Raw genomic sequence first — 20,564 nt, 5'->3', positions numbered from 1 at the left:
AACAGAAACGGGCGTTCGGTCGTTCGACAGGACGCAAATGAAACCCCCATGCGTGATGGCCGATGACGGTGGCGCGCTGAGTCGCGAATACATTCGCTGTACCGGATTATCTGAGCAATATCTTCATGAACGACGACCTGGATCTCTGCCATCATTTCGCTGATTTCGTAGCCGGCGCTCGCTACGAAGATTTATCCCCAGATGCCATTGAGGGCGCGAAGAAAACGATTCTCGATACTCTGGGTGTGACATTAGCTGCGAGTGGCATGGAACCGGCGGTGCGGTCGCTGGTGGATTTGCTGCAGGAGGGCGGTGGAAGTCCGGAAAGTACGGTTCTCGGATTCGGCGGGAAGCTGCCGGCAATTTCAGCGGCTTTTGCGAATGGCGCCATGGCGCACTGCCTGGACTTCGATGACCAGACTCCATGGGGCGCGCACGCGGCCAGTTCCATTGTGCCGTCCGTTTTTGCGCTCGCCGAGCGTATGGGCGGCGTTTCTGGGAAAAGACTGCTTACCGCGGTAGCGATTGGGCAGGACCTCTTCGCGCGGCTGCGTTGTAACGTCGGATGGAATCAGAACTGGAATCTGTCGTCGATGGTGGGCGCCTTCTCGGCAACTGCATCTGCCGCCCACGTGCTTGGACTTTCTGCCGGGCAGACGGCTCACGCGCTTGGCATTGCGAGCCAGCAATCCTGCGGGACGATGGAAGTGATTTTCGCCACTGGCAGCGACTTGCGTGGAATGTACGCCGGATTCACGGCGAAGGGCGTCGTGATTGCTGCGTTGCTTGCGCAAAAGGGTATCACCGGAATCAACACCCTGTTCGAAGGGAAGGCAGGAATTTTCAACGTCTATTTTGGCGGAAAGTACGACCGCGAGAAGATGCTCGACGGACTGGGCGAGCAATTTCTTGGGGGAACGACGTTGTACAAGGCCTGGCCCGCGGTTGGGAATTCGCACACGTATATCCATGCAGTTATCGAACTGATGAAGGAACAGGGTATCGCTGCAAAGGATATTGAGACGATCCGGACGTTTGTCGGTGATTTCACGTACACCATGTGCACGCCGCTGGAAGTCCGCCGTGCGCCGAAGACGCTCGTCGACGCAAAGATGAGTCTGCCTTTCATTGTTGGTGTCGCGGCAAGCAAAGGCAAGGTCGACATCGCCGATTTCAGCGAGGCAGCGCTAAGGGATCCCGAGGTTCTGGCGATGGCAGCGAAGGTCGTACCGGTTCAGGACCCTGACCAGAACTGGACGTTCAAGCTTCCTGATGGACGAATCGAAATCGTGACGCGAAATGGGCAGTTTTTTGAACGCCTTGGAAACAACATCCCCGGTAGTCAGGAAGCGCCGCTCGACTGGTCGCGACTTGTGGATAAATTTGTAAGCTGCGTTTCAGTTGCAGCAGTTCCGCCCTCGGAAAGCGGGATCAGAAGGGTTCCGGAGATGGTGCAGGCGCTGGAGGGAGTTGACGACGTTACCGAGGTGATCAAGGCGCTCGTATAGAGGGTTTCCGGCCATTCAATGAGAAGTTCGGAAAGACGGTTGATCCGTGCGTCCTCGAGAAATGGTGTAAGTGTGAGATACGGCCAGCGAGATCGCTGAAAGATCTTGGTAAATATGTAGGATAACGAATCTTATCGGCCTACGGATGCTTCAAATTGCACCGTCAGGCGTAGCCGCATTAAGGCGGTCAGATCTAGACCATAAGGAGGGTCAAATGCGAGTTTCAGAGGCCTCGACGACAGACTACGGCAGAATTGGCAGCAACATGCGGGAAGGTGTTCTCGAGCAAAAATTCCTGCTGCAGGGTAAGACCGGTTCGCCAAACAACTACCTCATCAACGTTGGGCGCACGGGCGCAGGCGGGTGGGCGGCCCCGAGCCACCGCCACAACTTTGACCAGGTTCGTTACGTGATCAAGGGCAGCTTTCCGTACGGAGAAGGGAAGAGCATGCCGGAAGGCTGGGTTGGCTATTTTCCCGAGAGCGTGTACTACGGACCGCAGGCTCGCCCCGAAGGTCTGGAAATGATGGTCGTCCAGTTTGGCGGTGCTTCGGGCTACGGATTCGTAAGCGTGGAAGAGCGTGAGGCAGCAAACCAGGAGCTGAAGAGCAAGGGTGAATTCAAGGATGGCATCTTTACCTGGTACGACGAGTCGGGGAAAAAGCACAATCAGGATGGCTTTGAGGCCTGTTTCGAAAAAGTGACGGGTCACAAGCTGGAATATGCGAAGCCTCGCTACGAGGACCTCGTGCTGATGAATCCGGCCAGTTTTCAGTGGATTCCCGAAGAAACGAAGGGCGTCTTCTCGAAGTGGCTGGGTTCCTTTACGGAGCGTAACACCCGGCTTGGCTTTGTGAACATCGAGGCGGGTGCGACATTCGCCGCTGGCATGCAGTCGTCGATCGAACTCCTGTTCCTGAGCAAGGGGAAAGTGAGCTTTGAAGGGAAGGAATACGGTCTTCACACCGCGTTCGAGTTCGAGGCGAACGAGGGCCCGGTGCCGCTGAAGGCCGTCGAGGAGACGGAGTTCTTCCGCCTGGTGCTTCCTACGTTCTAAGGCCGCTTTTCGGCGCGGCGAGGCCGCGTAGCTGGTAATACCTCGAGGCGTGTCCAATCAATCCGTATATTGCGGGAGCAGGATCGAGTCATGACTACTATTGCTGTGGTTCACACTGGGCCGGTGACAGTCCAGCCGATCAAGGAGCAAATCAGCGAGCAGATCCCTGATGCGCGTGTTATCAACATTATGGACGACAGTCTGCTCAATGACGTTCGTGCGGCCGGCCATCTGACGCCGGCCGTGGCTAGCCGGATCCAGTCGTATATGGCCAATGCGCAGGCGATGGGCGTCGACATCATTCTGAACGCCTGTTCGTCGGTGGGCGAAGCCGTCGATTCGGTGCGCAACTTTGTTAGCACGCCCATTCTGAAAATCGATGAAGCAATGGCGGAGGAAGCGAGCGCGGTCGGCCGGCGCATCGGCGTGGTCGCGACGGTATCGACGACACTCGAACCCACCGTCCGACTGATCAGGAAGAAGGCCGACGAACTCGGCCGCACTATCGAGGTCATGGAACGGATCGCCGAGGGTGCCTTTGAGGCGTTGCTGGGCGGAAATGCCGCGCAGCACGACGAGATCCTGAAAAGCACCATCTCGGCCCTGGCACAGGAGGTCGATGTCGTTGTGCTGGCACAGGTTTCGATGGCGCGACTGGTTCCGCAACTCGATGGGATTCGCGTTCCGGTGTTGTCCAGCCCGCGTAGCGGTGTTGCCGCGCTCAAGCGCGCGCTCGCGAACGTCCGTTAGGCCGCTGGCGCCGCAGTACTTCGCGGTTAACAGTCGATACGGGCTATTGGAACTGATCTTCATGCCATCGTTGGCTTGGGGCGCCAGAAAGTGCAATTGAAGTTCTCGGACGTGAGGAAGTTCGGCAGGGTAGCGGTTAGTCCACGCAGTTTCTGGCTGCGTTCAGTCTGAAGCCGTCCTGTTGACAGTCGATTTTTCCCGCGTCTGATATTGAGGGGACAACATGAAAGTAGTCGCGCGGGACCTGGTTCGCAACGTCGTCAAGGAAAAGCTGGCACGCGATGAGGTAGCACTCTCGATGACAGTGCGCCTCGTACGCACAGCAGAGATTGTCACAATCGCAAAGACGGCAGGTTTTGACACCTTCTACATCGACCTGGAGCACAGCACCTTGTCGATTGAAACGACCGGTCAGATCTGTATGGCTGCCATGAATGCGGGGATCGCTCCATTCGTTCGTTTGCCGAATCTTGCTCCGGATGTCATTGCACGGATTCTGGACGGTGGCGCGCTTGGTGTGATTGCGCCGCATGTCGAGTCCGCGGAGCAGGCAAGGCAGGTCGTTCGCGCGGCGAAGTTCCCGCCTTTGGGGGAGCGTTCTCACGGTGGCGTGCTGCCGCATATGGGCTTTCGCTCGCTCCCAGGTTCGGAGGTCGGTGAGGCGGTGAACGATGCGACCATGGTTGTCATCATGATCGAGACCAGGGAAGCGCTTGCTGCAATCGACGAGATTGCGGCGATCGAAGGCGTTGATCTGCTTTTCATCGGCACCAACGATCTGTGTGCGTCGCTTGGCATCGCAGGCCAGTTTGACCACGAGATGATTCGGGAGGCCTACGCGAAGGGGATCGCTGCCTGCCGGAAGCATGGCAAGCATCTCGGTGTCGGCGGTCTCAACGCACATCCCAAGCTCGTTGCCCAATTTGTCGAAATGGGCGCCCGGTATGTTTCCACGGGGACGGACATTTCGTTCCTGCTGAGCGGCGCGAGTGCCAAGGCAGCGATGATGCGTGACCTCTGAGCTGCGTTACAGCCGGATAAACAGCGGCGTTGCTGTACACCAGGAGGATTTTCAGAATGTACAAGATCGTAGTCTACAAGCCGCTGCCGGAGGAAACGATTCAGCACCTGCGCGCTTACGCGCAGGTCACGATCGTGAATCCGAAGCAGCCCGGCGCGTTGATTGAAGCACTCAAGGACGCTGATGGTGCGATTGGAACGGGCGTCAAAATGAATGCGGAGACACTTGATGGCGCTAGCCGTCTTAAGGTGCTGTCCACTGTCTCGGTTGGCTTTGATGCTTTCGACGTCGACTATCTGAATCGCCGTGGAATCCTGCTGACCAATACGCCCGACGTCCTCACCGAATCCACTGCCGACACCGCGTTCTCCCTGGTTCTGCTTACGGCACGTCGCCTGGCCGAGCTCGCGGCGTATGTGAAGGACGGCAAATGGACAAAGAAGATTGGCGAGGACAGGTTTGGTGTGGACGTTCACCACAAGACGCTGGGGATCGTTGGGATGGGACGCATAGGAACGTCCGTGGCCCGCCGTGCGGCTCTGGGATTTCGGATGAACGTGCTGTACGTTGATCAGGGCCCCAACGCGCTCGCTGAACGCGTGTACGGAGCGAAGAAAGTCGACCTGGAGGAACTTCTGAAGTCGTCGGACTTCGTCCTGCTGCAGGCACCGTTGACCAAGGAGACACGTAATCTCATCAGCACGGCGCAACTCAGGTCGATGAAGCGCAGCGCGTTTCTCATCAATGCGTCGCGTGGGCCGATCGTCGATGAGCCGGCACTCATTGAAGCGTTGAAAGATGGCACCATTGCGGGCGCCGGCCTCGATGTGTACTGGGAGGAACCACTTCCGGCAGATTCGCCTTTGCTGAAACTGGATAACGTCGTGACGCTGCCTCATATCGGTTCGGCGACTCACGAGACTCGCCAGGCGATGAACAAAAATGCCGCGGAAAACCTCATCAATGCGCTAAATGGCAGCCTGAGCGCAAACATGGTGAACCCAGAAGCGCTGAAGCGATAGCGCACACAGGGCATGCCCCGTATCGGTAGCAGCCTCTGGGTGTGGAACGATACCCAGAGGCTGTACGTCGTTCTACTTTGACAACTTCTGCACGATTCCAATCATTCTTTCGAGGACAGGATCGTTCTGTCTGCGTACCCATCCAAAGATGAAGCGGGTCGAATAGTCGAGATTCATCAGTGGAACAATCGTCAGGTCAGCCGGGTATGTGAAATTCTTGCCCATGACGGCCAGGCCAATACCCATACCCACCGAGATCAGATTGAGCTGGGATGTGATGGTGCTGACCTCCTGCACGATGTTCGGTTCGAAGCCCGCGGCCTGGCAGTAGGAGTAAAGCTGTCCATAGCTCAGGCTGGTGCTGGACCTCGGTACCACCACAAACCATTCGTTGGCCAGATCCTCGAGCGTAAGCGATTTTCTGCGCGCTAACCGATGATCCTTCGGCAGCGCAACGCCGAGGTTGCCGGTCTGGATGCAGATCGAATCCAGCACGATTCCCTCACGCTCCATGTTGATTTCGGTGCGCCTTTTTCCCGGGTGCGGACCGGGAGCCAGATGCATGAAGCCGGCATCAATCTTTCCTTCCGCAAGAGCCTTTGGCTGCACCGACGTTGACATTTCGACAAGAGAAAGACTGATCTCCGGGTACGTTTCGCGGAACTGTTTGACAGCCGCACGGAAGATTGAATGCATCAGCGTCAAGGAACCGTAGCCGATCCGAAGTGTTCCTGTCATACCTTGACCTACGCGCTTGGTGAGCACGATCGCTTCGTTGAGATCGTCGATTACGTTCACGAGCCGGGCAAGCAGTGTACGCCCGGCTGCAGTCAGTTTGACGGAGTGGGCGATCCGCTCAAACAGCGGTGTTCCCAGTTCGCTCTCCAGATCCGCAATGATCTGGGAAACAGCAGGCCGGGTGATGTGCAGACGCACAGCCGCGCGACCGAAGTGTTCTTCCTCTGCCGCGGCTATGAAGTAACGAAGATGTCGAAGTTCCATTTTTCTGGTGTCTCCTCCGTATCTGTCGCAATCCAGGCGAAAACGCCTGGTTGCCAGCTTGTTACGGCGCCTTTTCACTGATCTCCCACCTCTGGTTAGCGCCGCTTACCAATACACCATAATAGCTGACTTGACCCTTCGTCGGTGTGATTTCAAACTTCGACAATGGTCATTACGAACACGTGCTCCATGCGTTGGAACAGGGGCCGGACTGGTTCGCGAGTGGGGCATCGTGTCGACCTGAGGAAAAGCCTGCCGGATGTGCACGGATTTCCAGGGGATAGAGACGGTACTCAGCAAGTGGGCAACTGATGAGAGCGGGGAGTAGGTCCGTGAGTGTTTCTGGAAGATCGCTGCGTGCTCTTGTGGACAGATGGATCGGCTTGACGGGCGGGGTACGTATTACCCACTTTCACCATGGTCTCGAAAGCCATTTCAGGTTCGTACGTGTCGAAGGTGTATCGAATCCTGGTATCGCGCTGGTCTTCTTTCGTCACGCTGGCGGCAACTGGTGTGTTTTCCCCCCGAGGGTAGACGGCCCGCCATGAGTATCCACGGCTACGCGTGAAGCTTCATGTTGAAGTCACCACTGACAGCCTGGACAGGCAGATGGGTTGCGTTTCCAGCTGTTGTGCGCATTGCGGGATACGCACCCGGGAAACCGCATTGCGGTGGTTCATCAAATTCGGGAGCTGGGCGCCGCGGTATGTCGCATGCAGCCCGGACAGGGGTATTACTTTTCTGGCTATGCCGAAGGATCGCTGATCCCGCAGTTTCGCCAGGGAGTGTGAGTCGCGTTTTCCCGGTTAGACGCTGTTGCCGGGTAAAACATTGGCAGTCGAATTAATAGGAGACTGATATGCGGTCGTATGGCAAGTGTTACATCAACGGAGAGTGGGTCTCTCCTCTCACCAGCAAGGACTGGACGCTTGTGAACCCGGCTACTGAGGAGCCGTTCGCGACTGTCGCGCTGGCGGGTGCCGAGGACGTTGACGTAGCCGTGAGGGCGGCACGGGCTGCCTTCCCGTCTTATAGCAATACTTCGAGGTCCGAGCGCGTCGATCTGCTTGAGTCGATCATCGGTTGTTTCATTCGGCATGAGCAGGAGCTTGCGGATGTCGTGACGCTCGAGCTCGGCACCCCGGTTTCACAGAGAATTCATGCCCCTGCAGCCCTCGCGTCGTTCAGGCAGGCATTGGCGACGCTACGGAGTTATGAGTTCGAATATCGCCTCGGGCCAAACACTGTCAGACGTGAGCCGATCGGCGTCTGCGGACTGATCACTGCGTGGAACTGGCCACTCCAACTTCTCGCAACCAAGCTTGCGTATGCTTTGGCTGTCGGCTGCACGGTGGTCCTGAAACCCAGCGAGTTTACTCCGCTCAGCGCAATCCATCTGACCGAGGTGCTCCACGAGGCAGGCGTGCCGAAGGGCGTGTTCAACCTGGTCCTCGGTGACGGCCCGACTGTGGGTAATGCAATCAGCAAGCACATGGACATCGATATGGTGTCGTTCACCGGGTCGACCCGGGCAGGTGTGCTGATTGCGGAGGCAGCCGCACCTTCTGTCAAACGCGTTGCCCAGGAACTTGGTGGCAAATCGGCCAACGTCATCCTCGACGATGGTGACCTTAAGGCGGCAGCGAAATGGAATGTGGCCCGTGCCTTCTCGAACACCGGCCAATCGTGTCACGCTCCGGCAAGAATTCTGGTGCACGAGACCCAGACGGAGACCCTGCTCGATTTGCTTGAGAGTGAGGCGAGGGCTGTCAAGGTCGGAAATCCACTGGATCCTGAGGTCAGCATGGGGCCTGTCGTGAACAGGCTGCAATTTGACCGCGTGCAGGACTACATCAGAATCGGCATTGAAGAGGGGGCCACAGTCCGCGTAGGCGGTCCTGGTCGGCCCGAAGGACTTGAGCGTGGCTACTTCGTGAAGCCCACGATCTTCTCGAATGTGACACCGGGTATGCGGATCGCGCAGGAGGAAATCTTCGGGCCTGTACTCGCAGTCATTCCCTACGCGAGCGAAGAAGAAGCCATTGAAATCGCAAATGGAACGCCGTACGGCCTGGGCGGCTACGTTTTTTCGTCAGACCGGCAACGGGGCACGGCCGTGGGCCGCCAACTGCGCGCGGGCCGGGTTTTCCTGAACGGTGCAACAAGCAACACCGAGGCGCCGATGGGCGGATACAGACGTTCCGGAAATGGCCGTGAAATGGGTGTTTTCGGTCTGGAGGAATATCTCGAGGTGAAGGCGATGATCGGGTTCGACTAGAACTCGCGGTTAGTAGCTGGTCCTTTGCACTGACCCGCAACACGTGACCCGGTCCGCTCGACGTTGAACGCGGCGTTCACGTGGGCGGGGCGGCAGTTCGGGCGGTGCGCTGGCTGCGAGCACGTGCGGTGTACAGCCTTTTGAGAAGGGTATATAGGCCGATACCGGCCACCCGGTGGCCGGACGATCTGTCGCTGTGGAATCTATTGGCAGAAGGGGTGGGGGACTTTGCAGAAGCCCGAAGCGCAATCGCCATACAGGCGGAATTCGGGCGTTCGTCTGCTGCGTGGCCTCGCTTACAGGTATGGGCGGAGCCAGTCGAGACCTTCGGACGTATCGGCTTTCGGGCGATATTCACAACCTATCCAACCGCTATAGCCTAGCGAGTCGATCAGCTCGAAAAGGTGTGGATAGTTCAGCTCGCCGAGGTCCGGTTCGTGGCGTTCGGGCACGCCGGCGATTTGGATGTGACCAATGCCTGCACCTGGGCGCACCATGTCACGTTCGAGTTTTGTCGAGATGTCGCCTTCGACGATCTGGCAGTGGTAGATGTCGAACTGAACCCGCAGGTTCGGCGCGCCGATCTCGCCACAGATGGTTTGTGCGTCATCCTGGCGATTCAGGAAGAACCCCGGGATATCTCGTGTGTTGATCGGCTCGATCACAATTGTGATGTCGTGTGGCAGCGCCGCTTTCGCAGCGTATTCGAGATTCCGCTGATACACGGCGAGATGCCTGTCGCGCGGCTGACCGGGGGCAATGAGTCCCGCCATCACATGCAGTTTGCTGTTCCCTAGGATGGCCGCATACTCGAGCGCTTTCCGGACGCTTTGCCTGAACTCCTCCTCCCGCCCCGGCAGCGAGGCTATCCCTCGTTCCCCGGCTGCCCAGTCACCCGGGGGAGCATTGAAGAGCGCTTGTGTCAAACCGTTGTCGGTCAGGCGTGCCTTGATCTCGGCGGCCGGGAACTCATACGGAAACAGGAACTCCACGGCCTCGAAACCGTCTTTGGCTGCGGCGGCGAATCGGTCCAGGAATGCGTGCTCGGTGTACATCATCGTCAGATTGGCAGCGAATTTAGGCATGTCCCTGATCTCCTGATTGAAGTGTGGGGCTGTGCTTACCAGCGTGCGCCGAACGTCGTTCGCAATTCTTCGACGGCTGATTCCGCGAGCGGCTCGGGGCGCGGCATCGCGGAAAGGTAAAGTGCTGCCGTTTCTTCCAGTTCCTCGAGCGCGTAGCTTGCCTGGGAAACGGACTTGTCCCATACCACTGGTCCGAGGCGTTCCAGCAGTACCGCGCGTACTTTGGACGCCAACGCTGCTACTTCTTCGGCGACAGCCGGATCGCCTGGGCGACGATAGGGGATCAGAGGCACATGACCGACCTTCATTACGTAGTACGGTGTGACAGGCGGCAGGACGTCGTTTGTATTCCACACTCCCGCGAGCGTCAAGGCGACGAGATGCGTGGAATGTGTGTGCACCACTCCGTGCGCGTCCGGATTGTTCTCGTATATCCGGCGATGCAACGCGAGCGTTTTCGATGGCCGACTACCGGAAATGTGGTTACCCTGTAAATCCACCTTCGCGATGTCGTTGGGATCAAGGCGTCCGAGGCACGCGTCGGTTGGCGTGATGAGCCAGCCGTCTTCGAGACGGGCGCTGATATTGCCGGCAGTCCCCACCGTGTATCGACGCGCGTACAGGCTTTGGCCGTTGACGCAGATTTCCTCACGGATACGGTTTTCGCTGGTTGAGATTGATGCCATTAAAGTACCCTCAATGCCTTTGCGAAGAAGTCAGTCGTGCCGAAGTTGCCCGACTTCAGCGCAAGCGCGATCGGGGCTTCGTCGCTGGCGCCGATAGATTGTGTCGCCGGTACGCCTGGGTCGATTTGCGGCCCGATGCGCAGCGATTGCACATCAAGGGCCTGTACAACCGCCCCGGACGTTTCACCTCCCGCGACGACGAACTTGCGCACGCCGGCATCGCGCAAGCGGCGCGCAATAGACGCGAGTGCGTGTTCGACCAGTTGCCCGGCCTTTGTGACGCCAAGTTCCTTCTGTACCACCCTGATTTCCTCCGGCGGTGACGTAGCGTAGATCAGCACAGTTTCGCCACCCTTAAAGTGGCTTTCGGCAAATTCAACGGCACTGTCAACGATCGCTTCGCCTCGCGCCAGCGCCAGCGGGTCGAGCCGGAAACTTGGCCTGGATAAGCGCCACTCGGTTACCTGTGCGTTGGTAGCCCGGGAAGCGCTGCCGGCGAGAACGACAGCCTTACCGTCGATTTTCGGCAGATCGGCAGCGTCTCCGGAATAGACGAGCAGATCGGCCGAGTGAAAGTTCTGCGGCAGACCGAGTGCGATGCCCGAGCCGCCAGTGACCAGTCTGAGATGGCGGCATGCTTTTCCGAGCGCGTAGAGATCCGCGTCAGACACCGCATCGGCAATGGCGAGTCGAACGCCTTCCTCCTTCAGCTCGTCGATGCGTACGCGGATTGGGTCGGCGCCTTTCGCAACCGTGTTGTAGTGGATCAGTCCGACCTTCGATCTGGTTTGCCGCTGCAGAACGCGCACGAGGTTCGGGTCCGTCATGGGCGTGAGCGGATGGTTCTCCATCCCGGACTCGCTCAACAGGACGTCTCCGACAAACAGATTGCCGCGATAGATCGTGCGGCCGTTCTCGGGGAAGGCGGGACACGCGATTGTGAAGTTCTCCTCAAGTGCGTCCAGTAGTGCATCCGCGACCGGACCGATATTGCCCTTGTCGGTGGAATCGAACGTCGAGCAGTATTTGAAGTAGAACTGGCCACAGCCTTGTGAGCGGAGCCAGGCGAGGGCCTCGAGCGATTGACGCACCGCTTCTGCCGGTGGCGCCGTCCGGGACTTTAGCGCAACGACAATCGCGTCCGCTTCGATATGCGTTCCTTCGGCAGGTACACCGATGGTCTGCACTGTGCGCATGCCTCCGCGTACAAGCATGTTGGCGAGATCGGTCGCGCCGGTAAAATCATCAGCGATACAGCCGAGCAGTGCGTGGGCCATTACTTCGCTCCCTTCCGTTTTTGAATGATTGGGAAATTCCCGCATATGTGTGCCCCCGCAGGTGATTCGCGCTATTTTTACCGTTAGAAGCAGGAAGCGCGTAGCTGCCGCCCGCAGGATGAGCGCGGCTCCCATCAGGAGCGTCAACGGTCCGCCACGGGGCACGCTACGCGCATTGCACGGCGGGCGATCCTTGACAGGTGGCGTCGCGCTTCCCCAAGAGCCAGTACTTCACAAGATGCGGTCGGCTTCAGCCACACACTCGAGGCCTCGCCAGATCCCGTCGCCGCTCATGGTGTTTCCGACCGGGCGACGGGTGAGGGGGCTGGCGAACCGTTACTTCGGGAGGCCCGCCATCACTGGTCGCAAGACGTTGATGAACCCGCCAGCGGGCGTAGTCGTGCTGATGCCGTATCAAGCCTTCTGGATTGCTGCTCAACCGGCGCCGGGGCCGGGCAAGCCCGAGTCAACCTCCCAGATTTCGGCCAGCCTGTCGATAGTGCCGGATTCGCCTAACCGGTTCGAAGCTGCATCGAGCGTTGAGCGAGCCATCGTCGCGATCAGCATCGGCGCCCCATACCGCATTCCAAGAGCCGACGCTTTTCTCAGGTCGTTCGCGCATTGACCCAGCGTAACGTCGGCCGTTCGCTTGTTGGCTGCCAAAGCGGGAAGTACCCGTGCCGATGCGCTGTTGAAGCCGGAGCTCCTGTTCAGCACGGTCGCCATGTCGTTCATCGCAAGTCCGTTTCTGGCACCCATCGCGACGCATTCATAGGTGATGAGGCGATTGCACGCGGCAATCGCAGCGACGACGAGCCGGGTAGCCTGACCAGATCCGACTTCGCCACAGTGAATGACGTTTGGACAGATAGCCTCGAGAACGCCACGCACCGATTCGAAAACAGCGGCCGGACCGCCAAAAAAAATAGCGGATGCCTCCTCGATTGCGGTAGTGTCTTCGGTATGAAGCGGCGCGTCGACGAACGTGATTCCCCGGGCGCACAGCTCTTTGGCGAACGATCTGGTTTCATCGGGGTCGCCCTGGCTCATGTCGATTACGACGTGCTCTTTTGCCTGGGAGGCATTGAGCCAATCCACCTGCTGAAGGAGGGTGTTCCTGGCGACATCCGAATCAGTGCACAGAACGACAACTTTTGTGCTCTTCGCCAGACTGACGGCACTGTCGACCTTTTCTGCACCTTCACAGTGGAGAGACCCGTCACCCACGGCGAAAAAGTTAACGGTGTGTCTGTTCGCCAGTTGACGACCCACAAATGCAGCAATCTGACCGCTTCCTGCAAGTCCTATCGTGCTCACTTCGGTTCTCCGTGCTCTGCGTTTGTCGGCGGCTCGACAAATCTGGTGTCGGCCATGGACTCAATGACACCGATCATCTGTTCGAGCTCGGCATCCTTACCCAGCGAATTCAATCCGATCTGCAGGATGGATCGTGCTGTGCCTCCAATCGGCATCGGAACTTTCTGCTCCGCCGCGAGGGTGATTGCCTGGTGGATATCCTTAACCTGCAGCGCAAGCCAGAACTTCGTTGACTGGCGTCCCGCGGCGATTGCGGGCAGCATGCCCGTAGAGGTGTAATTCCGTGCCGTCGTAGCGTTGATCGCCTCCGTCATGATTTCAAGGGGAAGGCCGAACTTGCGTCCCATCGCGACCACCTCAAGGGTGGCGAGACGGCAACTGACATTCATCATGTTGTTGACGGTCTTCATCGTCTGGCCGTTACCGACGCGTTCACCGCAGTGGAAAACGTTTGGACTGATCGAACGCAGGACCGGCAAAGCTTTCTCGTACGCCGCGTGTGGGCCGGAGGCAATAATCGAGATGGTCCCCGCGATGGCCGTGGCCATTGCGCCCGAAACCGGAGCGTCAAACAGGGCGACGCCCACTTTCTCGAGCTGGCAGGCAAACTCTCTCGTTTCGGCTGGCACGCCACTGGTCTGGTCGACGACAATCTTTTCGGCGGACAGTCCTGCGGCGAGACCATCCTGGCCGAAGATGACCGCTTTAACGTCTGAGCTGCGGGGCAGACAAAGTAACACTACGTCACTGTTGCGCGCGAGTTCTGCAGGCGTTGCTGCTGCCGTCGCGCCGAGCCCGACGAAAGAATCCACGGCCTTCTGATTCAGGTCGAACACGCTTAATGGAAACTTGCCGATCAGATGACGGGCGAGCGCACCACCCATGGCGCCTAGCCCGATATACCCGATGCGCATTTATCTCCTCCTGACTTCTGTTTCACTGCCGATGCTGTCCCCGGCGGACCGCCGCTCGATGCGGCATGACGTTATCGTGCGCTTTGAGGCGGTTCAGGTCGAGTGGTTTTTTCTCCGCCTTCAGGTAAGCCACGCTTACCTCTCCAAATTTATGCCAGCGGACACGGGCGCAGTGACCTGCCCTGATTGCCGCGAGTGAAGGCACGAGGGCAAGGCACAGAAAAAAGTGGCCGCGGTGATGCGGCCAAAACCTGGAGAACCTTCGTGATGAGCTTCGACCTCTGCGGCAGCAAAGATGCGGCCGCGGGGCTTGCGAGCGCCCGCGACCGGCACACTCATCTAGCGCTGAACGAAGGGATTCGCTGGCGGGTTCGACGAAGTGGAGAGGAATACGCTCTTGGTCTCCATAAACTCGTGAACGGCCTCAATCCCGTTCTCGCGCCCGAGCCCGGACATTTTCATTCCGCCAAACGGCATCATGAAGCTGTACGCACGGTACGTATTGACCCAGACGGTGCCCGCCTTAAGTGCCTTTGTCATGCGCATTGCCCGGCCGATATCCTGCGTCCATACACCTGCTACCAGTCCGTATATGACGCTGTTACCCAGCTGTATTGCGTCCTGTTCATCTTCAAAGCCAATAATGGAGAGCACGGGCCCAAAGACTTCCTCCTGGGCGATGCGCATGTCATTGGTCACGTCGGTGAAAATGGTGGGTTCGACAAACTGGCCGCCTGTCAATCCCAGGCCAACGGCAGGTTTTCCCCCGAGGATGCAACGTGCGCCGTCTGCCCGGGCGATCTCAATGTACTCCAGTACCTTGGCGTACTGTGGGGGCGTGGCGATCGGTCCAACGTTTGTCGTCGCCTGCATCGGATCACCGAGTTTGACGTCACGGGCCAGCGCTATCAATCGTTCAGTGAAACTCTGTCGGATCGACTCCTGGACGAGGAGTCTGGAACCGGCAATACACATCTGACCAGCGGCCCCGAAGATGCCGGACACGACGCCAATGGCCGCCGCATCGAGATCTGCATCTGCGAAAACGATATTTGGCGACTTGCCTCCCAGTTCCATCGCGACGCGCTTCATTCCGCGGGCTGCGGTCTGATAAATCCGCGCGCCCGTGACGTCTGATCCAGTAAAGGTGATTTTGGCGACATCCTCATGCTCGACGAGAGCTGCGCCGACTTCGTTGCCGTAGCCCGTGACGACGTTCAGGACGCCGTCGGGCAGGCCGGCCTCCTTCGTGAGCGATGCGAATTCCAGAGAGCTGGCAGATGCAAATTCCGAAGGTTTGACCACGACCGCGCACCCGGCCGCCAGTGCAGGGGCGCACTTCAACGACAGGAACTGAAGTGGTGAATTCCACGCCGTGAGCGCGGCGACGATCCCGACGGGCTCATGGGTAGTAAAAGCGAAAACGTCGGCCTTTTCGACTGGCATGACCGAACCTTCAATCTTGTCTGCCAGTCCGCCGTAGTAGTACCAGTACTCGGGGATCGTTTTCAACTGTCCCGTCATCTCTGAGAGAACCTTGCCGTTGTCGCGGGTTTCAGTTTCGGCCAGATGCTTGGCACTGTCGGCAACGAGATCGCCGATACGGCGCATGATCTTGCCGCGTTCTGTGGCAGTCATCCTGCTCCATGGACCGACGGTCATCGCTCGCTTTGCCGCTTCCACAGCGAGCCTGGAGTCTTCGCTCGTGCCGCGTGGAATCCTTGCCCAGGCCTCGCCGGTATAGGGATTGACTGTGTCAATCCACTGGCCGGTGATCGGGGCTTTGAATTCGCCGTCGATCCAGAGCTGATATTGCTTCATCCGTGTACCTCCACTGGTCTGCTATCGGGTAGGGCACCGTGCGGCGTCTGGTTCGAGCCCGGGCACTGCTTGCCTTCGAAGGTCAGTTGGTGCGCATGCGCGAGAGCCGGGCCACATTCGGGCTTTCAGTGTATTCGTGCGGCACGCACGTGAGACGAACCTTGAGGGGCCTCATTTTTGGGATTTTGTTCAGGCGCGCCAGGAGTGTTGCGTCGGATTTGCCTGTCGAACGGGAAGCTCGCCTTACCAACGAAGGGTCGGCGGCGCGCGATGCATTGCGTCATGACGCAGGACTGGTCAATGAAGGAGCACAGGCGACGGTACGAGGCTGACGTGCAAGCCGGACTACAAAAAGTAGTAGGAGGAGCCTGGGAACACGTTCGCCGGTTCAATGACGCGCCGTGAGGCAATACCCTGTCATATCGGCCGGGAGGGCACTCACGACGCCCGCCCGTGCAGGACAGGTACGACCGATGATGATCAAAGGCCGGCAGTTTGCCCACCATCAACCACCACGGCGTGACCAATCGCAAATCCGGCAACGTCGGAGCAAAGCCAGAGAACCGTATTGGCGATCTCTTCGGGCCTTCCGAGACGACCGATGGGCTCCTGTGCAATCATCCGCTTGCGGTTCTCCTCTGTACCTTGGGTAAAGCGTCCGATCATCGGTGTATCGATAATGCCGGGACACACCGCATTGATGCGTACGCCGTCCTTCGCGTATTCGAGAGCTGCTGACTTCGTCAGACCGATGACACCGTGTTTGGCGGCACAATAGGCCCCCTGGCCACGAATTCCCACGACCCCAGCGCCGGAGGACGTGTTCACGATTGCGCCGCCGCCATTTTTGAGCATGATCGGAATCTCATACTTCATGCAATAGAAGATGCCACCAAGGTTCACGCGCAGATTCCGCTCGAACGTCTCATCGCTGATGTCCGCCGTGTAGGCGAGAGGTTGTTCGATACCGGCATTGTTGAATGCGAAATCGAGGCGACCGAACTTGTCCGTGGCAGCGGTTAGCGCCGCCTGAACATCTTCCGGCCTGGAGACGTCACATCGCACAGCGAGGGCACGCCCACCCTGGTCCTCAATCATCCGTGCGGTCGCCTTCGCGCCATCTTCGAGAAGGTCCGCCACGACCACGGCTGCACCCTCCTGGGCAAACGCTAACGCCGTGGTCTGCCCAATGCCGTTTGCAGCACCTGTGACGAAAGCTACTTTCCCTTCGTAATTCCACTTGCGATGATTCGTCATTGATTCCTATCTCCATTAAGCTGCCCGCGTCGAAAGCGGGCAATATTTACGCTGAACCAGAGAGAGATTGCGGATGTCGCCATATCGGCTGGTTCAGCGGTGCAATAGCGGGACCTTTGAGAAACCGGTAAATGTCCAGGATCCGATGTACCTCCAGATGGCACGATGAGTGCATAGCCGTTCGTATCGTATCTGCGCTGTGCGCTGAATCCTGTTAAACAAGCTGAACCTTGTAGATAGCGCTCAGAGGCTGTCGGGCCTGTAGTTGTTCGTCAGTGCCGAGGTACACGCAGCAGTACAGTGTGTTTGCCTGAAGGCCGCCGATGACACACGAAACGGCGTTGCCTTCAAATTTGACGCGATCGGTGATCTCGCCGCCATCGAGGACACGGATGAACTCGCCGGTGTTATAGCAAGCCGCCCAAATGGCTCCCTGTTCATCCGCGCAGATTCCATCGGGTTGCCGGTGATCCAGGTCTGCGAACACCCTCCGGCTGTGCAGCTCGCCGTTGCCGAAGCGCTCGTAGGCCGTGAGTTTCCCGCGCCAGGTCTCGGCTACAACGAGCGTGCGTCCCTGATCCTTGATTACCGCTCCGTTCGGGAATTCGAGTTCCGAGGCGGCAACACGAACAGAGCCGTCGGGGTGGACGACGTGCATTTCGGTGAGTTCTTTCGGCGCGCCGCCAAAGAGGTCGTATCCGAAATTGCCGACGTATATACGTCCTGTCTCATCTATAACGAGATCATTGAGATCGCCCGCTGCCACCTCCGTCAGGTCGGCGTAGACAGACAGGGTCCCGTCCGACACCCGCATCAGCCTTTTCTGGGCGCAGGACACAACGATTGGGGTGTTGTCCGGCAGAAATCCGATTCCGGCCGGGCGTCCCGGGACCTTACAAACCATCTGGCGTGTGCCGTCGTCCAGAACTGTATATAACTTGCAATCAAAGACGTCCGATACCCATAGGCGATTGTCATGCCATCGTGGCGCCTCAAGAAAAACGAAGCCGTCCGCCAAAAGCGTCGCCTGGTGTTCTTTCATGAATATCTCTTCTGACGGAAGTAAAGCTGCGGTGTCTCCCTGGATTCAGATTATGGCTCGTTACATCGACAGGTCCAGTTCGTTTTCATTGCCTCGACGGTAAGCTAGTCTGACGGACAGGGCTTGAGCAGAGTGTGACGCGCCGGAAGAGGGTCCGGCGCTGCGCCCGCGACTCGTACGACAGTTTTGCGCATGCGGTCACGGGCGCATATCGGCTGTCAGCCGTGGGCCCCACCTGTTCCGGGCTATCGGCCTTTGGTCAGAACATGGATCTTGTTGCTTTCGACCCAGCCATCGACTTTTTTCAGGTATGCACGGACGTGCGCGGAATTACAGTGCGCATCGAACGTCTCCCTGCTTTCCCATCGCTCGATGAAGACGAAGCAACGCGGATCCTGTGTATCGCGATACATCTCGTACTGAAGCATCCCCTCCTCCTGATGAGTGGGTGCGAGCAGCCCTTCAAGAGCCTCTGCCAGCTTTTCCTCGCATCCTGGCTTTGCCACAGAGATGGCAATTGCGGATACCTCGGCCATACCGTCCTCCTTTAAATAAAAGAAAAAGGAGAGGCGAGGATATACGGCCACACTGGACAAAGGAAGCGGTCTCGCGCCGTTATCAGGTTCGATATGCCTGCTGCGCAAAGGAGAGTGGCCCGTCGGGATCGGGTTTTACCCTTAACAGGGAACGGCTGGAATGGGTATGCCGAACCGCTACTGGTGGACCCAATGCGCCGGCTCGGGCGTTTCCGGGTGATTGGAAAAAGAGCGCTAAAGCAAGTTTAGCCTTGCTTACCAGGATACGCAGAAAATCGAACTAGACCTAACCGCCCAGCCGGAAATAACCTTCAGCAAACGGAGACACCTTCACAAAGCAGCTCATCGGCATGGATACATACGACTACATCGTCATCGGAGCCGGATCGTCAGGTTGTCCGCTCGCACGCGGCCTCAGCGACAATCCGGACAACAGGGTGCTGCTCCTCGAAGCGGGCCCTCCTGCCGATCGCTTCTGGGTGAATACACCTGCGGGCATGGCGAAGCTGTACTTCCACAAGGAATTGAACTGGAACTACTTCACGGACCCGATGCCCACGCTCCGTAACCGGAAGATGTACTGGCCTCGCGGCAAGACTTTGGGCGGCTCGAGTTCGATCAACGGGATGATTTTCATCCGCGGACATAGGAGCGATTTCGATAGCTGGCGGGACCTTGGCAATCCGGGCTGGAGCTACGACGATCTGCTTCCTTACTTCAGGAAGATGGAGCATAACGAGCGCGGCTCAGACGAGTACCGCGGGGTGGGCGGCCCGTTGTGGGTCAGTGACCCGGTCAAGAAAATGGGGAGTTCCTACGACTTCATTGAGTCGGCGGAGCGTCTGGGCATTCCCCGTACCGAAGACTTCAATGGCGCAGTGCACGATGGCGTTGGCTTCATGCAGCATACGATCCGCGACGGAAAGCGCTATTCGGCCTACACGGCTTTCATCGAGCCCGTACGCAGTCGACCGAACCTGACCGTTCTCACTGGCTGCGCAGTTCAGCGGATTGTCCTTGAAGGAAATGTCGCTACCGGCGTGGAGGTTCTCTGCAACGGAGAGAAGAGGACATTCGGCGCAGCGCGGGAAGTGATCCTGTCGGCGGGTTCTCTCAATTCGCCCCAGGTACTCATGCTGTCGGGTATCGGGCCTGGCGCAGAACTGCAGCGACATGGGATCAGCACGTGTGTCGATTCTCTAGGCGTCGGGCTTAACCTTCAGGATCACTTTTATGTGCACGGAAGCTACAGATCGACGCCCGACAGCTCTTACAACACCGACCTCGCAGGGCTGAGAAAATACCTCGAAGGTGCTCGTTACCTGCTCACGCATAAAGGCTACCTCGCGCTTGGGTCGTCGCAGGTTGGGGCGTTCGTGAAGAGCCGCGCTGAAGAGCAGTACGCCGACCTGCAGATCAGCTTCAGACCGATGACGTTCACCTACCACGCCGGTGGCGAGTGCGAGGTAGATCGCGAGCCCGGTATGGGCGTTTCCGTATATCTGTTACGTCCGCGCGCTACCGGGACGGTGACGCTGCGCTCGGCGAGTCCTGCCGATCCGGCGGTGTTCAAGCCGAACTTCCTGACGAACGAAGACGACAACCGGGCCATGATCTTCGGCGTCAGGAAGATCCGGGAGATCATGTCGACCGAGCCAATGGCATCGCGCATCATCGAAGAGCAGATTCCAGGACCCGCGGTGAAAACCGACGAGCAGATTCTCCACTGGATGGAGGCAACAGGAAACTCGGCACACCATCAGGCTGGCACCTGCAAGATGGGACGTGATCGCCTCGCAGTCGTGGATGAGCGTTTGCGCGTGCGCGGTGTGGAGCGGCTTCGCGTGGCCGACGCGTCGATCATGCCGCATCTCACGTCGGGAAATACGAATGCCCCTTCAATCATGATCGGGGTAAAGGCGGCAGACATGATCCTGAAGGACGCTGTGCCGCGACGTTTTATGAAAGAGGTCGTTGCCGCTTGAGCGGGA

The 20,564-nt window shown here is 58.4% G+C and carries 17 protein-coding genes; 7 read left to right on the top strand and 10 right to left on the bottom strand.

Annotation, left to right across the window (positions count from 1 at the left end; translation table 11 throughout):
- Window positions 1-125 precede the first annotated feature (125 nt).
- The 5 genes from QM685_RS18755 to QM685_RS18735 all read left to right on the top strand — a co-directional run bounded on the left by QM685_RS18755 (window position 126) and on the right by QM685_RS18735 (window position 5,358).
- A complete protein-coding gene (locus QM685_RS18755) occupies window positions 126-1,508 on the top strand; it encodes an MmgE/PrpD family protein (RefSeq protein ID WP_415118029.1) in 1,383 nt (460 codons plus the stop codon).
- 214 nt (window positions 1,509-1,722) lie between these two features.
- On the top strand, window positions 1,723-2,565 hold the full coding sequence (locus tag QM685_RS18750) for a hypothetical protein (RefSeq protein ID WP_415118027.1): 843 nt from the start codon (window positions 1,723-1,725) through the stop codon (window positions 2,563-2,565).
- Between the two features lie 90 nt (window positions 2,566-2,655).
- The gene (locus QM685_RS18745) at window positions 2,656-3,315 is read left to right on the top strand and encodes an aspartate/glutamate racemase family protein (RefSeq protein ID WP_415118025.1); all 660 of its coding nucleotides are present in this window, start codon (window positions 2,656-2,658) and stop codon (window positions 3,313-3,315) included.
- A 223-nt stretch (window positions 3,316-3,538) separates the two neighbouring features.
- Window positions 3,539-4,336: an HpcH/HpaI aldolase family protein gene (locus tag QM685_RS18740; RefSeq protein WP_415118023.1), complete on the top strand. Its 798-nt coding sequence runs from the start codon at window positions 3,539-3,541 to the stop codon at window positions 4,334-4,336.
- A gap of 56 nt (window positions 4,337-4,392) precedes the next feature.
- Window positions 4,393-5,358 (top strand): 2-hydroxyacid dehydrogenase, encoded by a 966-nt coding sequence (locus tag QM685_RS18735; protein ID WP_415118021.1) that lies wholly within the window; start codon window positions 4,393-4,395, stop codon window positions 5,356-5,358.
- A gap of 72 nt (window positions 5,359-5,430) precedes the next feature.
- On the opposite strand, the gene QM685_RS18730 is transcribed toward QM685_RS18735, so the two are convergent.
- Window positions 5,431-6,360: a LysR substrate-binding domain-containing protein gene (locus QM685_RS18730; RefSeq protein WP_415118019.1), complete on the bottom strand. Its 930-nt coding sequence runs from the start codon at window positions 6,358-6,360 to the stop codon at window positions 5,431-5,433.
- 859 nt (window positions 6,361-7,219) lie between these two features.
- Here QM685_RS18730 and QM685_RS18725 point away from each other — a divergent pair.
- On the top strand, window positions 7,220-8,638 hold the full coding sequence (locus QM685_RS18725) for an aldehyde dehydrogenase family protein (protein WP_415118017.1): 1,419 nt from the start codon (window positions 7,220-7,222) through the stop codon (window positions 8,636-8,638).
- Window positions 8,639-8,934: 296 nt separating this feature from the next.
- Here QM685_RS18725 and otnI read toward each other — a convergent pair whose 3' ends face one another.
- From otnI to QM685_RS18680, 9 genes are all read right to left on the bottom strand, one after another.
- On the bottom strand, window positions 8,935-9,723 hold the full coding sequence (gene otnI, locus QM685_RS18720) for a 2-oxo-tetronate isomerase (protein WP_415118015.1): 789 nt from the start codon (window positions 9,721-9,723) through the stop codon (window positions 8,935-8,937).
- Between the two features lie 35 nt (window positions 9,724-9,758).
- Window positions 9,759-10,409 carry an aldolase gene (locus QM685_RS18715; RefSeq protein WP_415118013.1) on the bottom strand — a complete coding sequence of 217 codons (651 nt, stop codon included), beginning with the start codon at window positions 10,407-10,409 and terminating at the stop codon, window positions 9,759-9,761.
- Window positions 10,409-11,686: a 3-oxo-tetronate kinase gene (gene otnK / locus QM685_RS18710; protein WP_415118204.1), complete on the bottom strand. Its 1,278-nt coding sequence runs from the start codon at window positions 11,684-11,686 to the stop codon at window positions 10,409-10,411. Before otnK ends, QM685_RS18715 begins: the two co-directional genes overlap by 1 nt.
- 435 nt (window positions 11,687-12,121) lie before the next feature.
- Window positions 12,122-13,003, bottom strand: a complete 882-nt coding sequence (locus QM685_RS18705) for an NAD(P)-dependent oxidoreductase (RefSeq protein WP_415118011.1) — start codon at window positions 13,001-13,003, stop codon at window positions 12,122-12,124.
- The gene (locus tag QM685_RS18700; protein WP_415118009.1) at window positions 13,000-13,917 is read right to left on the bottom strand and encodes an NAD(P)-dependent oxidoreductase; all 918 of its coding nucleotides are present in this window, start codon (window positions 13,915-13,917) and stop codon (window positions 13,000-13,002) included. Before QM685_RS18700 ends, QM685_RS18705 begins: the two co-directional genes overlap by 4 nt.
- 339 nt (window positions 13,918-14,256) lie before the next feature.
- Window positions 14,257-15,738 carry an aldehyde dehydrogenase gene (locus QM685_RS18695; protein ID WP_415118007.1) on the bottom strand — a complete coding sequence of 494 codons (1,482 nt, stop codon included), beginning with the start codon at window positions 15,736-15,738 and terminating at the stop codon, window positions 14,257-14,259.
- Window positions 15,739-16,218: 480 nt separating this feature from the next.
- The gene (locus tag QM685_RS18690) at window positions 16,219-16,995 is read right to left on the bottom strand and encodes a glucose 1-dehydrogenase (RefSeq protein ID WP_415118005.1); all 777 of its coding nucleotides are present in this window, start codon (window positions 16,993-16,995) and stop codon (window positions 16,219-16,221) included.
- A gap of 214 nt (window positions 16,996-17,209) precedes the next feature.
- Window positions 17,210-18,037 carry an SMP-30/gluconolactonase/LRE family protein gene (locus tag QM685_RS18685; protein WP_415118003.1) on the bottom strand — a complete coding sequence of 276 codons (828 nt, stop codon included), beginning with the start codon at window positions 18,035-18,037 and terminating at the stop codon, window positions 17,210-17,212.
- A gap of 245 nt (window positions 18,038-18,282) precedes the next feature.
- Window positions 18,283-18,573 carry a putative quinol monooxygenase gene (locus tag QM685_RS18680; protein ID WP_415118001.1) on the bottom strand — a complete coding sequence of 97 codons (291 nt, stop codon included), beginning with the start codon at window positions 18,571-18,573 and terminating at the stop codon, window positions 18,283-18,285.
- A gap of 350 nt (window positions 18,574-18,923) precedes the next feature.
- Here QM685_RS18680 and QM685_RS18675 point away from each other — a divergent pair, with 350 nt between their 5' ends.
- Window positions 18,924-20,558 carry a GMC family oxidoreductase gene (locus QM685_RS18675; protein ID WP_415117999.1) on the top strand — a complete coding sequence of 545 codons (1,635 nt, stop codon included), beginning with the start codon at window positions 18,924-18,926 and terminating at the stop codon, window positions 20,556-20,558.
- Window positions 20,559-20,564: the final 6 nt, after the last annotated feature.

The organism is Paraburkholderia sp. (assembly GCF_047605525.1).
GTDB lineage: Bacteria > Pseudomonadota > Gammaproteobacteria > Burkholderiales > Burkholderiaceae > Paraburkholderia.
This window is presented reverse-complemented; position numbering and strand designations above follow the sequence as displayed.

Bases quoted from the DNA above. Each gene is read 5' to 3' on its own strand.
- QM685_RS18680 (WP_415118001.1), bottom strand. From the start codon at position 18,573: ATGGCCGAGGTATCCGCAATTGCCATCTCTGTGGCAAAGCCAGGATGC.
- QM685_RS18685 (WP_415118003.1), bottom strand. From the start codon at position 18,037: ATGAAAGAACACCAGGCGACGCTTTTGGCGGACGGCTTCGTTTTTCTT.
- QM685_RS18740 (WP_415118023.1), top strand. From the start codon at position 3,539: ATGAAAGTAGTCGCGCGGGACCTGGTTCGCAACGTCGTCAAGGAAAAG.
- QM685_RS18750 (WP_415118027.1), top strand. From the start codon at position 1,723: ATGCGAGTTTCAGAGGCCTCGACGACAGACTACGGCAGAATTGGCAGC.
- otnI (WP_415118015.1), bottom strand. From the start codon at position 9,723: ATGCCTAAATTCGCTGCCAATCTGACGATGATGTACACCGAGCACGCA.
- QM685_RS18755 (WP_415118029.1), top strand. From the start codon at position 126: ATGAACGACGACCTGGATCTCTGCCATCATTTCGCTGATTTCGTAGCC.
- QM685_RS18695 (WP_415118007.1), bottom strand. From the start codon at position 15,738: ATGAAGCAATATCAGCTCTGGATCGACGGCGAATTCAAAGCCCCGATC.
- QM685_RS18745 (WP_415118025.1), top strand. From the start codon at position 2,656: ATGACTACTATTGCTGTGGTTCACACTGGGCCGGTGACAGTCCAGCCG.
- otnK (WP_415118204.1), bottom strand. From the start codon at position 11,686: ATGGCCCACGCACTGCTCGGCTGTATCGCTGATGATTTTACCGGCGCG.
- QM685_RS18675 (WP_415117999.1), top strand. From the start codon at position 18,924: ATGGATACATACGACTACATCGTCATCGGAGCCGGATCGTCAGGTTGT.
- QM685_RS18715 (WP_415118013.1), bottom strand. From the start codon at position 10,409: ATGGCATCAATCTCAACCAGCGAAAACCGTATCCGTGAGGAAATCTGC.
- QM685_RS18735 (WP_415118021.1), top strand. From the start codon at position 4,393: ATGTACAAGATCGTAGTCTACAAGCCGCTGCCGGAGGAAACGATTCAG.
- QM685_RS18690 (WP_415118005.1), bottom strand. From the start codon at position 16,995: ATGACGAATCATCGCAAGTGGAATTACGAAGGGAAAGTAGCTTTCGTC.
- QM685_RS18700 (WP_415118009.1), bottom strand. From the start codon at position 13,917: ATGCGCATCGGGTATATCGGGCTAGGCGCCATGGGTGGTGCGCTCGCC.
- QM685_RS18725 (WP_415118017.1), top strand. From the start codon at position 7,220: ATGCGGTCGTATGGCAAGTGTTACATCAACGGAGAGTGGGTCTCTCCT.
- QM685_RS18730 (WP_415118019.1), bottom strand. From the start codon at position 6,360: ATGGAACTTCGACATCTTCGTTACTTCATAGCCGCGGCAGAGGAAGAA.